15 protein-coding genes and 1 tRNA gene are annotated in these 13086 nt (G+C 62.3%); 7 read left to right on the top strand and 9 right to left on the bottom strand.

The features are described from left to right. Nucleotides 1-2: 2 nt before the first annotated feature. The gene (locus HWY05_RS08610) at nucleotides 3-500 is read right to left on the bottom strand and encodes a heme-degrading domain-containing protein (RefSeq protein WP_176058055.1); all 498 of its coding nucleotides are present in this window, start codon (nucleotides 498-500) and stop codon (nucleotides 3-5) included. 271 nt (nucleotides 501-771) lie between these two features. On the opposite strand from HWY05_RS08610, the gene HWY05_RS08605 reads away from it, so the two are divergent. Further along, a tRNA-Met gene (locus tag HWY05_RS08605) sits at nucleotides 772-848 on the top strand. A gap of 172 nt (nucleotides 849-1020) precedes the next feature. Here HWY05_RS08605 and HWY05_RS08600 read toward each other — a convergent pair. Beyond that, a complete protein-coding gene (locus HWY05_RS08600; protein ID WP_244146556.1) occupies nucleotides 1021-2073 on the bottom strand; it encodes an iron-containing redox enzyme family protein in 1053 nt (350 codons plus the stop codon). 295 nt (nucleotides 2074-2368) lie between these two features. Here HWY05_RS08600 and HWY05_RS08595 point away from each other — a divergent pair, with 295 nt between their 5' ends. Then, nucleotides 2369-2914 carry an NUDIX hydrolase gene (locus tag HWY05_RS08595; protein ID WP_035550671.1) on the top strand — a complete coding sequence of 182 codons (546 nt, stop codon included), beginning with the start codon at nucleotides 2369-2371 and terminating at the stop codon, nucleotides 2912-2914. 9 nt (nucleotides 2915-2923) lie between these two features. Further along, nucleotides 2924-3667: a leucyl/phenylalanyl-tRNA--protein transferase gene (gene aat / locus HWY05_RS08590; protein ID WP_176058053.1), complete on the top strand. Its 744-nt coding sequence runs from the start codon at nucleotides 2924-2926 to the stop codon at nucleotides 3665-3667. On the opposite strand, the gene HWY05_RS08585 is transcribed toward aat, so the two are convergent. From HWY05_RS08585 to HWY05_RS08575, 3 genes are read right to left on the bottom strand one after another with little or no spacing between them, the layout of a single operon-like run. Then, entirely contained in the window at nucleotides 3658-4116 is a 459-nt protein-coding gene (locus tag HWY05_RS08585; protein ID WP_035561856.1) for a DUF3828 domain-containing protein, read from the bottom strand. The genes aat and HWY05_RS08585 overlap by 10 nt on opposite strands. Before the next feature lie 7 nt (nucleotides 4117-4123). Next, nucleotides 4124-4489 (bottom strand): CHAP domain-containing protein, encoded by a 366-nt coding sequence (locus HWY05_RS08580; protein WP_176058052.1) that lies wholly within the window; start codon nucleotides 4487-4489, stop codon nucleotides 4124-4126. A 30-nt stretch (nucleotides 4490-4519) separates the two neighbouring features. Beyond that, complete coding sequence (locus HWY05_RS08575; RefSeq protein ID WP_176058051.1) at nucleotides 4520-4957, bottom strand: hypothetical protein; 438 nt, start codon at nucleotides 4955-4957, stop codon at nucleotides 4520-4522. A gap of 251 nt (nucleotides 4958-5208) precedes the next feature. On the opposite strand from HWY05_RS08575, the gene HWY05_RS08570 reads away from it, so the two are divergent. The 4 genes from HWY05_RS08570 to HWY05_RS08555 all read left to right on the top strand — a co-directional run bounded on the left by HWY05_RS08570 (nucleotide 5209) and on the right by HWY05_RS08555 (nucleotide 9021). Continuing rightward, complete coding sequence (locus HWY05_RS08570; protein ID WP_035550679.1) at nucleotides 5209-6030, top strand: arginyltransferase; 822 nt, start codon at nucleotides 5209-5211, stop codon at nucleotides 6028-6030. A 131-nt stretch (nucleotides 6031-6161) separates the two neighbouring features. Further along, nucleotides 6162-7223 (top strand): quinone-dependent dihydroorotate dehydrogenase, encoded by a 1062-nt coding sequence (locus tag HWY05_RS08565; protein WP_176058050.1) that lies wholly within the window; start codon nucleotides 6162-6164, stop codon nucleotides 7221-7223. A 169-nt stretch (nucleotides 7224-7392) separates the two neighbouring features. After that, complete coding sequence (locus HWY05_RS08560; RefSeq protein ID WP_176058049.1) at nucleotides 7393-8187, top strand: cystine ABC transporter substrate-binding protein; 795 nt, start codon at nucleotides 7393-7395, stop codon at nucleotides 8185-8187. Between the two features lie 174 nt (nucleotides 8188-8361). After that, nucleotides 8362-9021, top strand: a complete 660-nt coding sequence (locus HWY05_RS08555) for an amino acid ABC transporter permease (protein ID WP_035550687.1) — start codon at nucleotides 8362-8364, stop codon at nucleotides 9019-9021. A gap of 70 nt (nucleotides 9022-9091) precedes the next feature. Here HWY05_RS08555 and lepB read toward each other — a convergent pair whose 3' ends face one another. The 4 genes from lepB to HWY05_RS08535 all read right to left on the bottom strand — a co-directional run bounded on the left by lepB (nucleotide 9092) and on the right by HWY05_RS08535 (nucleotide 13047). Further along, the gene (gene lepB, locus HWY05_RS08550) at nucleotides 9092-9793 is read right to left on the bottom strand and encodes a signal peptidase I (protein ID WP_035550691.1); all 702 of its coding nucleotides are present in this window, start codon (nucleotides 9791-9793) and stop codon (nucleotides 9092-9094) included. A gap of 115 nt (nucleotides 9794-9908) precedes the next feature. Beyond that, nucleotides 9909-10928, bottom strand: a complete 1020-nt coding sequence (locus HWY05_RS08545) for a Gfo/Idh/MocA family oxidoreductase (protein ID WP_176058048.1) — start codon at nucleotides 10926-10928, stop codon at nucleotides 9909-9911. Between the two features lie 142 nt (nucleotides 10929-11070). Beyond that, a complete protein-coding gene (locus tag HWY05_RS08540) occupies nucleotides 11071-11793 on the bottom strand; it encodes an FCD domain-containing protein (RefSeq protein ID WP_035550695.1) in 723 nt (240 codons plus the stop codon). 420 nt (nucleotides 11794-12213) lie between these two features. Next, on the bottom strand, nucleotides 12214-13047 hold the full coding sequence (locus HWY05_RS08535; RefSeq protein WP_176058047.1) for a class I SAM-dependent methyltransferase: 834 nt from the start codon (nucleotides 13045-13047) through the stop codon (nucleotides 12214-12216). Between the last annotated feature and the right edge of the window lie 39 nt (nucleotides 13048-13086).

The following is a 13086-nucleotide window of genomic DNA, read 5'->3' as shown; positions in this document are numbered from 1 at the left end:
CGTCAGGCCTTTGCAAGCGCGAGCTTGCTGTAGTCATGGCCGAGATGCGCGCACAGCGCTTCCACCACCAGCTCATGATCGGCGCGCTGCGGCAGACCGGACACCGTGATCGAGCCGATCACGCCGACACCGGTCACCGTCAACGGAAACGCGCCGCCATGCGACGCGTATTCGCTGGCCGGCAACGCGTGCTTGTCGGCCAGCGTGCTGCCGGCCTGCTGCATCTTCAGACCGATCGCGTACGAACTGCGCCGGAAATGCGCGACCGCGTTGCCCTTACGGCGCGCCCAATCCACGTTGTCCGGCGTCGCGCCGTCGAGCAGGCTGAAGAACAGCGGCTGACCGAAGGTGCGCACGTCGATGGCGGCGGCGATACCGCGCGCTTTCGCGACCTCGTGCAGATAGACACCAACCTGCCATGCGCGGTCGGCGTCGAATTGAGGGAACACCAGCGCGTGTTCCTGGGCGGCAATCATCTGCAGATCGTGTGCGATATCCATGGCGTTCGGAGCGAGTAAGAGTTAAGGCGATTCCGGCGTCGAGGCGCGCGTCGATGCATGAGTACGGCCAATGCCGCATACGACGCGCCGCGCGAAGCGAACCTGGATTCTAGCGTAGCGCCTTACGACGGCCTTCCGGCATACGACGCCGGCAATGCGTGCGACGACTTGCGAACGCGTCATCAGGCAAATTCAAGCGCGGAGTGAAGTCGATTCTTAAATAGCTATTGCAGAGGCGTGCTGCGTACGCTATACTCTTTTCTTCGACGGACGCGGGGTGGAGCAGTCTGGCAGCTCGTCGGGCTCATAACCCGAAGGTCGTAGGTTCAAATCCTACCCCCGCAACCATCAAGCATTTAAAGGCCTGATTTCTCACGAAATCAGGCCTTTTCGCTTTTCCGGGCCGGCTTATCGACCTGCGCTGTTCGCATCATTCACTTACGTTCCCGCCTGACTGACTCGCGTTCACGCAGGCACACGAGCCAGTCGATCAATCAGTCGGTCAGACGCGATTCAATAACTACGCCGTGAGCTGCGCATAAAGCGCGTCGTAGTAGTCACGGCAACTCGCCAGCCGCAACGCCGCGCCCAGCAAAATATCCGTACCCACCGACGGCGTCTCATTCACGATCGGCACGATCACATTGGCCAGCCAGCCTTCGCCGTGAATCACGTCGATGGTCACATGCTCGTCGTAGTAATCGAGCTCGTTGAGATTGCCCAAGCCGACGCGCCGGCATCCACGCGCCAGCTTTTCGTATTGCGACGGGTCCAGCAACTCCGTCATCGCCATGATGCCCAGCAGCTTGAAGTAGTGACGGCGGTTCAGACAGGTCAGCATGAAGAGGTTGTGGCCGGCCAATCCTTGCCAGCCGAGTTCGCCGGCGTGATTGTCGTGCGCACGGCCCACCCCGACGGTTTCCAGCAGATGCTGGAACAGACTCACATGACTGCGGGCGGCTTCGCCGCGTCCGGATTCGTCCCAGAAGTTTTGCGCGAGTTCTTTACGCACGCCCTCTCTCGATCCAACCATCGAAAACAGCAGCAGATCGAAGAAGCGGATATTCAACGCGCTGTCGCTTTTGAAAAACGCGATCACCTGATCCCGCGACGCGTCCTTTTCCAGAAAATCGAACAGCGGATGCGCCGCCACCGGATGCCGCGCCCACAGATCCTTCAGCGAGCGCACCATCGCGGCGCTATCGGACGCGCCGGTTTCGATGTCGAGCCGCGCCACTTCACTCTCGATCCACGCACGCTCGATGCGACTGCGAACACGCGTCAACGTCGGATTGAATTGATTCGCCGTACGCGGCGACGTGCCGTCCATCACGTGCAGGTCGTAAAGCGAAAAAAGCGCGTGATGCACTTCCCTCAGCGCCACCGGATCGCGATCGGCAAACGCGCGATTCAGCGCGATCTTCAGTTGGTCGAGAAACCGCGCCTCCCAACCGGGCTCCTGCTCGACCCATTCCTCGAGTTCCGCGCAATCGCACAGCGCGGAAACCGCGAGATCGAGCGGCATCGACAGGACGGACGCCAGAAGCGCTGGCGTGGCGCTGATTCCGTTCATAGGCCAATCCGCCTTATTTTTTGTTTGTGCCTCGTTCATGCTTAACCCCTTCTAGTTTTTGTGGACCCGATCAAAGCGCTCGATACTATAGAACGCGTTCCGTATCGAACATCAGATTGCGCGTGGGATTTCGCACGTCGGACAAAGCCTGGCCGATGGACGGAAATATCCCTTGCGCGGCGTCGGATGCGTTCGCGACGCACGCCGGCGCGCCGAGTTTTCGTGCCTATCGCGAGCCGTCAGGGAAACCTCGGCCCAGTGATAAACTCCCAACACCCTTTCTCGTCCCCATCCTATGAAATTCTGTTCTGTCTGCGGCCACGGCGTCAGCCTGAGCATTCCGCCGGGCGACAACCGCGAGCGCTTCGTCTGCGGCAGTTGCGGCACGGTGCACTATCAGAATCCGCGCAACGTGGTCGGCACCGTCCCGGTCTGGGACGACAAGGTGCTGTTGTGCCGTCGCGCGATCGAGCCGCGCTACGGTTACTGGACGCTGCCCGCGGGCTTCATGGAGATGGGCGAGACCACCGCCGAGGCCGCCTCGCGCGAAACGCTGGAAGAAGCCGGCGCGCGCGTCGAGGTGCAGAGCCTGTTCTCGCTGCTGAACGTGCCGCACGTGCATCAGGTGCACCTGTTCTACATGGCGCGGCTGCTCGATCTCGACATTGCCGCCGGCGAGGAAAGCCTCGAAGTCAAACTCTTCGAGGAACACGAAATTCCGTGGGACGAGATCGCCTTCCCCACCGTCGGCCAGACCTTGCGCTTCTTTTTCGCGGACCGTGCCGCCGGCAGTTTCGGCCTGCACACGGGCGACATCTTCCGCTCGCTGCGCGAAGGTTGAGCGGCGCCCATGGTGCCCTGGCTCGGACCTGACGATCCGTTTCCCTCTGTCGAGCGCGCTCTCGGCGCCGCCAGCGGCGCGCCGGGGCTGCTGGCCGCCAGCGCCGACCTGCTGCCGTCGCGGCTGATCGACGCTTACCGGCGCGGCATTTTCCCGTGGTACTCGGACGGCCAGCCGGTGCTGTGGTGGAGCCCCGACCCGCGCATGATCCTGCGGCCCGCCGAATTCAAACTATCGCCGTCGTTGCGCAAGACGCTCAAACGCGTGCTGCGCGACGACGCGTGGGAAATCCGCGTCGACCATGATTTCGCCGGTGTGATGCGCGCGTGCGCGCAGGCGCCGCGGCGCGGTCAGCGCGGCACGTGGATTACCGCGGACGTGGTCGAAGCGTATTCGTCGCTGCATCGTGTCGGCGATGCGCACAGCATCGAAAGCTGGTTCGAGGGCAAGCGCGTGGGCGGTTTGTACGGCGTATCGTTCGGCCGGATGTTCTTCGGCGAATCGATGTTCGCGGAAGTCACGGACGCCTCGAAGATTGCGTTGTCCGCGCTCATCGGCCACTTGCGAAGCCACGGCATCGAGTTGATCGATTGTCAGCAGAACACGTCGCATCTGGCCTCGCTCGGCGGGCGTGAAATCGCGCGCAAGGCGTTCGTCGCACATGTACGCGCAACGGTCGGCGCACCGCCGATTCCGTGGCGCTTCGACAAGGCGGTGCTGTCGGAACTCGTCGCGAAGCAGTCTTATTTGTAGTCCCGCGTGTCGACTACCTTGGTGATTTTCCAGGCGCCATCCACTTTGCGCAGGAACACCACGTTGGTCTTTTTGTCCGTCGATCCAAACGTCACGGGGACAAGCGCCACGTCATCCAGCATGATCGCCGGGTGAGGAACGATATGCGCCGTCCAGTCAGCTTCGTCGAAGTCCTGGACATTGGTGAAATATTCGGCGTCGCCGGGCAGGCTGCTGGTCTTATATTGCGTTCTCAGCAGATTAACCGTCGGTTTTGAGACGTATCGATAAATCTCTTTGCTCATTAACGGATATCCGCGATCTTCAGCGTCCTGCCTGATAAACCAGGCGTAAAACGCTTTGACACTCGCCTCAGGCGACCCCGGTTTTTCCTCCGCAAATGCGGTCGGCAAAAACGAACCTGATGAAAAAATAAAAGCAGTAGTTAAGAATACCAAGACTTTTCTCATCGATTCCTCAGTCGTGTCGATACATCTTGTAGCGCGGCTGCGCTGTGCGATACGCTGGACCCGGATAAAAACCATGCAGCTGTCTGAAGTCGGATATCCATATCTGTCCGTCGTACATCGCCATATGACCGTCATCATGCCCGGCGATCGGCTGGATCACAACTACATCGCCTTTTTTCGACACTCCGCGCAATACAGGGTAAAACCCGGCACAGACGAGGGATGCACCGTAATTGTATGCGGAATGCGTGTGTATCAACATAATGCCGCCGCGTTGAATCGCTTCGCGGACATATCGAGCACAGCGGCCGTGACTAGTTGCTTCCGCATGCGATTGCAAGTAGATCACCGCAGCCGATTTATCCCAAGGCATTCAAGCGCCCTCGCAGTTGAAAGCTGAATGCTAACGCGCCATGGGATCGCAGGTGGTTACTGTGACATCTTTTGACAAAATCAGCGGCATTTCATACACCAACCAAACAAATAGATAGTAAATATTATATATATAATCACCCAGCATAATAATAAAAAAGTGATAAGTGACGACTACCATCAAAACCAGAAATACAGACGGACTCGAACAAATGCCGGAATTAATTGATTCCGTCAGCACCGCAAGCAGCCCTCTTCGTCCCTGATGCGCCGTCTGGCCACCCACCATCGCTTCTGCGACAGCAGCGGCCAACAGCCGACACCGTTGCCCCGCAAGATCCCAAGCGACCAACGCCCGCGCGCCGCCATCCAACGATCTCCTGCCATCAGGCACAACACGGAGAAACAGCCCGCCCGCATCCGCAATATACTTATCGCTACAACTCGCGCCGCCCGTTTGATGATTCAATACCCGAGCTTCATCGCCGCAGCCCCGCGAAAATTTTCGTGTTACCGTTTATGCAAGCTTTCCGGCGCGCCCCGCTGCCGACCGGCCATGCGAAACGATTGATTGACCAGGCAACACCCGCGCTGGCGCCGAGAGACAGCCAGGCGGGAAGAATCAGGCCGAATCCGGATCCGTCGCCTACCGAGCCACGGGTCGTGAGCCGCAAGGCTCGCCGGGTTTGCATTACCAGAGACGCTTCGAGAGCTGCCAACGTGACTCATCCCAACGAGCTGCCTCTTTCACCGCTTTCCGCGCTGCAATTTTATGCAACGGCGCCCTATCCCTGCAGCTATCTGGATGGCCGCATCGCGCGCTCGCAGGTCGCCACGCCCAGCCACCTGATCAATTCCGACGTCTACACCGATCTCGTCAAGGCCGGCTTCCGGCGTTCAGGCGTGTTCACCTACCGCCCGTATTGCGACGGCTGTCGCGCCTGCGTGCCGGTGCGCGTGCCGGTCGACCAGTTCGAGCCGAACCGCACCCAGCGCCGCGTCTGGAAAAAGCATGGCCAGTTGATCGCGACCGTCGCGCCGCTGCACTACGACGAAGAACACTACGCGCTCTATATGCGCTATCAATCCGCGCGGCATGCGGGCGGCGGCATGGACCGCGACAGCCGCGACCAGTACGAACAGTTCCTGCTGCAAAGCCGGATCAACTCGCGGCTGGTCGAGTTTCGCGAACCGTGGCCGGATCAACCTGACGTGCCCGGCATTCTGCGCATGATCAGCATGATCGATATCCTCGGCGACGGACTTTCGTCGGTCTATACGTTTTTCGAGCCCGGCCTGGAGCACACCAGCTTCGGCACCTACAACATCTACTGGCAGATCGAACAGGCGCGCAGCCTGAAGCTGCCGTACGTGTATCTCGGCTACTGGATCCGCGAAAGCCCGAAGATGGCGTACAAGGCGAATTTCCGGCCGCTCGAAGGCTTGATCGACGGTGCGTGGCACGTGCTCGACCCAGACAGCATCGACTTGCCGCCCGTCGATCTGGCGATCCACGGCCGGCGCGGACCGCTGCGGCCCTGATCCTGCCAGCGGCTTAAGGCCCGGAATACACCTCGGGCTCCGCCCGAGTTACGCACCCGGGAACGCCAAACCCGCACCCCACCCTTCGCCCCGCTTTCAATCAGTCTCATTAAAGCCTCAAAGCCGTTAAAATGGAGGGTTCCCATTTTCCGGCCGCCCGGCTTCGTCCCGTGTTCAGTTCCCTCTACCCGCTTGTACGCGCCCAACTCTTTCGCATGGACGCGGAAGACGCTCATCACCTGACCTTGCGCATCCTCGGCGCCGCCGGCCGTACCGGCCTCGCGGGCGCGCTCGCGCCGCGCGTCCCGGATGCGCCGCGCACCGTGATGGGGCTGACGTTCCGCAACCCGGTCGGGCTCGCCGCGGGGCTCGATAAAGACGGCGCGTGCATCGACGGTCTGGCCGCGCTCGGTTTCGGTTTCATCGAAGTGGGCACGGTCACGCCGCGCGCGCAGCCGGGCAATCCGCGGCCGCGCATGTTCCGTCTGCCGCAGGCGAACGCGGTGATCAACCGGATGGGCTTCAACAATGCGGGCGTCGACCAGTTCGTGAAGAACGTGCAGGCCGCGCGCTATCGCGGCACGCTCGGGCTGAACATCGGCAAGAACGCCGACACGCCGATCGAACGCGCCGCCGAAGACTACCTGTACTGCCTCGAACGCGTGTACCCGTTCGCGAGCTACGTGACGGTCAACATCTCGTCGCCGAATACGAAGAACCTGCGCCAGTTGCAAGGCGCGGGCGAACTCGACGCGCTGCTCGCGGCGCTCAAGGACAAGCAGCAGCGTCTCGCGGACCTGCACGGCAAGTTGGTGCCGCTCGCGCTGAAAATCGCGCCGGACCTCGACGACGAGCAGATCAAGTCGATCGCCGACACGCTGTTGCGCCACCGGTTCGAAGGCGTGATCGCCACCAACACCACGCTGTCGCGCACCGCGGTGGCCGGCATGCAATACGGCGACGAAGCCGGCGGCCTGTCGGGCAAGCCGGTGTTCGACGCGTCGAACGAGGTGATCCGCAAGCTGCGCGCCGAAGTGGGCGACACGGTGCCGATCATCGGCGTCGGCGGGATTTTCTCGGGTGATGACGCGCGCGCCAAGCTGGCGGCCGGGGCGTCGCTGGTGCAGCTTTACACCGGCTTTATTTACCGTGGCCCGGCGCTCGTGGCCGAATGCGCGCAGGCGTTGCGTTAAGCGGCCATGACGACGGCGGTGGCGCGGACCTCAAGTCCGTTCATACCGCCCTCGCTATCCATGCAATCCGCATGGGAATATAGACATAAACAAACAGTATTTAGGTTTCGATAGTCTGCTTTGTTATGCTTTCGTCTGTTAAAACGCCAGACGAACAAAAAGGTACAGGATGAAATTGGGCTTGCTGAAAAAGCTTCTGGTCGCCGGTCTGATCGGCGCGTCGTTCACCGCCGTCGCCGCGCACGCGGACGATCTGCTCGACCAGGTCAAACAGCGCGGCACGTTGCGCATCGGCCTGGAAGGCACCTTCCCGCCGTTCAACTCGAAGATGCCGTCGGGCGAACTGGTCGGCTACGACGTCGACGTCGCCAAAGCGGTCGCGGCCAAACTAGGCGTGAAGCCGGAATTCGTCACGACGGAGTGGAGCGGGATCATCGCCGGTTTGCAGGCGGGCAAGTTCGACGTGATCGCCAACCAGGTCGGCATTACGGATGCGCGCAAGCAGGTGCTCGACTTCTCGCCGGCTTACACGTACTCGGCGGCGCAGTTGATCCAGCGTAAGGACGACACGCGCCAGTTCAAGTCGCTCGACGACCTGAAGGGCAAGAAGCTCGGCGTCGCGCTGGGCACGAACTACATGGACATGGCCAAGGCCGTGCCGGGCATCGACGTGAAGACGTATCCGGGCGCGCCCGAGTACCTGCGCGATCTGGCCGCCGGCCGTCTGGACGCGGCGCTCAACGACCGTCTGATGCTCGCGTATCTGATGAAGAACTCGCAGTTGCCGCTGCGCAGCGGCGCGAACGTCGGCGCGGGCAACCCGTCGGGCATTCCGTTCAAGAAGGGCAATCCGAAGTTCGCCAAGGCGATCGACGACGCGATGAACCAGCTCGAAGCGGACGGTACGTTCGCAAAGATCTCGGACAAGTGGTTCGGTATCGACGTCAGCAAGCCGATCAAGTAAGCGGCGCGGCATGAAACGAAGGGCGGCATCGTGATCGATGCCGCCCTTCGCTTTTTGCACCACGCCTGAAAATCCGCCGACGTTTATGATGTGCGCTTTGCGCGTCAACCCCGACGGCAATCCGACGGCACCCCGACGCCAACCTCACGCCAACCCGACCCGACGCCCTCGCTCATGTCCACCACTTCCCTGCTCGTCCAATCGCTTCCTGTGCTTGCACAGGGCGCCGTCCTGACGGTCAAGTTCGCGGTTCTGTCGATGTTCTTCGGCCTGCTGGCCGGCGCCGTGCTCGCGTTGATGGGCGTGAGCCACAACCGCGTGCTGAAGTGGCTCGCGCGCATCTACGTCAGCGTGATGCGCGGCACGCCGCTGCTGGTGCAGATCTTCGTGATTTACTACGGCTTGCCGAGCTTCGGCATTTCGCTCGATCCCACGCCGGCCGGCGTGATCGCGCTGTCGGCGAACGTCGCGGCGTATCTGTCGGAGAGCATGCGCGGTGCGATATTGGGCATTCACAACGGCCAATGGCTAGCCGCGTACAGCCTCGGTCTCTCACGCCGCCAGACGCTGCGTTATGTGATCGCACCGCAGGCGCTGCGCATTGCCGTGCCGAGTCTGTCGAACAGTTTGATCAGCCTGATCAAGGACACGTCGCTGGTGTCGGTGATTACCGTCACCGAACTGCTGCGCAGCGCACAGGAAATCATCGCGTCGACCTATCAGCCGCTGCCGTTGTATCTGGCCGCGGCCGCGGTCTACTGGGTGTTGTGTCAACTGCTCGAAGGGGTGCAGCGCTGGTACGAACGACGCCTCGCGCTGCCGTCGCGCAACTGAGCATCCGCTTCGAGCGTCTTGCGGTGCATCTGCCGTGAGTCCGGAAAATCGCCCAGCTCGCGGCTCGCGTCTAGCGGCTCGCGAGCGGCGCAGCGTGCGGATCCAGCGCAGCACCAAAGCGCTCGAATCGCGGCGCGTAGTAGTGGTCCGGGTCGAGCGAGAACGCCACGTGACGCGTGCGGCCCATCAACTCCTTGCGCGGAAAGAAACCGAAGTAACGCGAGTCGGCGCTGTCGTCGCGATTGTCGCCGAGCATCAGATACTCGCCCGGCGGCACCGTTACCGGCCCAAACGAATTGCGCGGGCTGGGTGCGTCGGGCGCGAGCCGCATTGTGTGCGTGACGCCGTCGAAGCGCTCGGTCAGATAATCGCCCGGCGAGGTCGCATCGCCCGGCAGCGGCTTCAGCTTCAGCGGCTGGTAATCGGCGCGCACGCCGTTCACGTACAGCACGTTGTCGCGCATCGCCACGCGGTCGCCCGGCACGCCGATCAAACGCTTGACGATCAACTCATGCGCGGCCGACGAATCGATCGTAACGATATCGCCGCGCTGCGGATCATGCAGATGCGCGATCGTAATGTGCGTGAGCGGCACGCGCAGATCATAGGCCATCTTGTCGACAAAAATCCGGTCGCCTTCGCGGATGGTCGGCAGCATCGAGCCGCTCGGCACGACGTTCCAGTCGGCCACGGCGCTGCGAAACAGCACCATCAAGAACAGAAACGCGACGAGGCTCTTGTTGTCGCGCCACAATTTTCCAAGCATGCGCATGGCAAGCGGCTCCAGTGGAAGGTGTTCGAAAGCTGCGGGCCAACGGCGCTATTGAACGCGCGGCGTGGCCCGCGCAAATCGTACCACCGCCTCGGCGAGCCACGCGGCGCAGCCCTCACTCCCCCGCGAACTTCAGCCCCAGCGCCGCGCGCGCGGCGTCGGCCATCGCGATCATCTGCACCGACGTGCTGTGCGGCATCAGCGGGCTCTCCAGTTGCCCCGCACGAATCAGCTCGCAGAAATGCGCGGTCTCGTAGTTCAGGCCGCCGCCTTCGAACGGCTCGTCGAGTTCGACCACGCGCCCATCGGCGTAACGGATCGTGGCGCGCGACGGATTCCACCACGGCTCGTGAATCGTCACATGGCCGCCTTTGGCCATGAGCAGCGCGTCGCCCTTGCCGTGCAGATCGAGTCCGCAGAACAACTGCGCGATACCGCGCTCGTGCTGGCTGTTCAGACTCGCGAACAGATCGACGCCGGTGACTCCGAGCCGCCCGAGCGTCTGCACCTCACGCGGCGCGCCCAGCCAGTCGACCGCGAGAAAGATCTCATAGATGCCGATATCGAGCAGCGCGCCGCCCGCATGCTCGAACGACAGCGACGGATGATCGTCCGGCACACCCGGCACCGAACAGCCGGCGCGTACGAGTCCCACCTCGCCGATCGGCTCGGCCGTTAGATGCGCGCGCAACTTTCTGTAGAGAGGATAGAACGGCGGCTTCATGGCTTCCATGAAGAGCCGTTGCGCGGCGCGCGCGGCCTCGAGCACACGCTCGAGCTGCGGCTGGTTGATCGTGGCGGGTTTCTCGCACAACACGTGCAGACCGGCTTGCAATGCGGCGATCGCGTAGTCGGCGTGGCTGTCTTGAACGGTCGCGATATAAAGCGCGTCGATGCCGCTCGCGAGCAGCGCGTCGAAATTCGCGCAGACCTCGCCGCCGAATTCTTCGGCAAAGGCCTGGGCAGGGTCCGCCCGGCGTGACCACAGCGCGCTGAGTTGCGCGTGCGGCACGAACGCCAGCCCCTGCGCAAAGCGTCGGGCAATCCGGCCGGTGCCGACGATCCCCCAGCGAATCACACGGTCCGTTGAAGATTGCGGAGTCGCGTTTGCCGCGGATGTTGACGTCGTAGTCATTGTTTCTTCGAGTCCATGCAGTTCCGAACAGGCGCTATTGTCGCGCATGCCGCTCGCTCACGCGTGAACATGAGCTCGCGTCGTTCGTGCTGCCAGGTCGTCGAAGACCATCCGCCTGCCGCCGTCGCGGCAGCGGTTGCGCTTATTCGCGCGTGACGGGCGGTTCGCCGGAAAACTGACCGCCGATTTCTTCCGCCGTGTAATCGATCATCGCGAGCGAGGCGATTTCGGCTTCCTTCGGATCGCGCCGTTCGATCGCGTCGACCACTCGCCGATGCGAATTCACCGCCGTCTCCCACAGCCCTTCCCGCGTGGTGACGATCGGATTGACCGTCGACAGCGCGCCGCGAATGATCGCCGCCATCTGCTTGAAGAACTGATTGCCGCTCGCCACCACGATGCGGGTGTGGAACAACTCGTCGGCTTCCTGATAGCCGGGCTCGCCCGGCCGGATCGCCCGGAACGCCTCGAACGCCTCGCGAATCGCCGCGATATCGGCGGCGCTGCCGCGCGCGGCCGCCTGCGCCGACGCGCGCGGTTCGATCAGAATGCGGAACTCGATCACGTCGCGCAGAAACAGCGGATCGGGCTTCGCGCGAAAACGCCACTGCACGACGTCCTCGTCGATCATCCGCCAATCGCTCATCGGCCGGATGCGCGTGCCGATCTTCGGCCGCACGTCCAGCATGTCGCGCGCGAGCAGCATCGACAGCGCCTCGCGCATGACGGTGCGGCTGACATCGAACTCCTTCGACAGCACATCCTGCGGTGGCAGGATGGCGCCGTACTTCTCTTCGACGATGCCGGTGACCAGTCCGTCCATGACTTTGCTCACCAGCGATCGATCCTTGTTTGCCTGTTCCATGACACTCTCCCCGAAGCGGTGTTTGCCCCCGCGTAGCCTGTTGATCAAGCGGCCCTCGTGTGTCGTTTTATTGATGCTGCCTGGTTGTTTTACGATACGTTGCTAGCTTCAAAACAGATGCGCCAGTTGGGAAACGTCCTGACAGGGTTATCCCTCTGAAGAATTGTTTCGTCCGTGTAACGCCGCATATTTTGATGGGCCATAAGCTTGCGTCCCAAGCGTGCCTGCGTTGCAAAATTTGCATAGTGCGAAGACGCACGTAGCGCAGCGAATTGTCTGACCGACACGGCGCAGTGGCGCGCCGCTGGCGGAAAGAGACGGGACGGCGTCCGAACCGACACGTTCGGCGCAGACGATGACGGCGCGGCTCGATCGCGCGGCGTGCGCGATCCCGAAGGGCTCGATCTCAAATGCGCCATCTCAATCGAAGCGACAGGCGGCCAGCGGCTTGTGCGCGATGAAATGAAACCACCACGCGCCGCTGTCTTCGACATCGTCGGGAATACGGTTGCCTTCGCAACTACCGAACACCGCGTCGCTCTGCAAGCCGACCTGCACGAGTTGGCGGCGCTGCTCGCCGAGCGTCGTATAGACGATCACAATGCCGAAGTTGTGGGCGGCCGCGGTCTTCACCGCATAAGCGCCGTAGTCGTGATTCAGCTTCACGTGGCGCAGATAGTTCAGCGTGCCGAGCTGAAAGCGCCGCACGGAAATCAGCGTGCGCCAGCCGAGTTTGAGCGGGTTGGGCGTGAAGTGCGGCAACAGCTGCCAGATGTTCTCCAGATAGCCTGGGCCGCCACGGTTGTGCGACGAGAACAGCACATAGCCGCCCGGTCGCACGACGCGATACATCTCTTCGAGAATGCGCACGCGGTCGTCGTAGTCGACGCAATCGATCCCATTCCAGCTGAACTCGGCGAGTCCGTAGTGGCCTGACGGCAACGCCGACATATCGCGCGCGTCCATGTGCCGCAAATCGCGCGTCGGATAGCGCGACCTCGCCAGGTCGAGCAGACTCTGGGTGTAGTCGACGCCGGTGTAGTCGTTCGAGATCGCGGTCATCAACGGAATCGTGCGGCCGGTGCCGACGCCGATATCGAGCAGCGGCGCTCCGCTGCAACGCGGCGCGAGCCAGCCGAAGGCGGCCTCCTCGCCAGCGTCCGAGAAGGTCTTCTCCTGGGTGAAGACGCGCGCGGCGTCGGCCGAATTCCACGCAACGCGATTGATGCGATCCAGTTCGGTTTGACGATGCATGGCGCTCCTCCCCTGAAGCTCACCTGTGCGGGACGTCCC

The organism is Paraburkholderia sp. BCC1876, from assembly GCF_902833695.1.
GTDB lineage: Bacteria > Pseudomonadota > Gammaproteobacteria > Burkholderiales > Burkholderiaceae > Paraburkholderia.
Note: the sequence above shows the minus strand (reverse complement) of the source record. Positions and strands in the feature narration are given on the sequence as shown.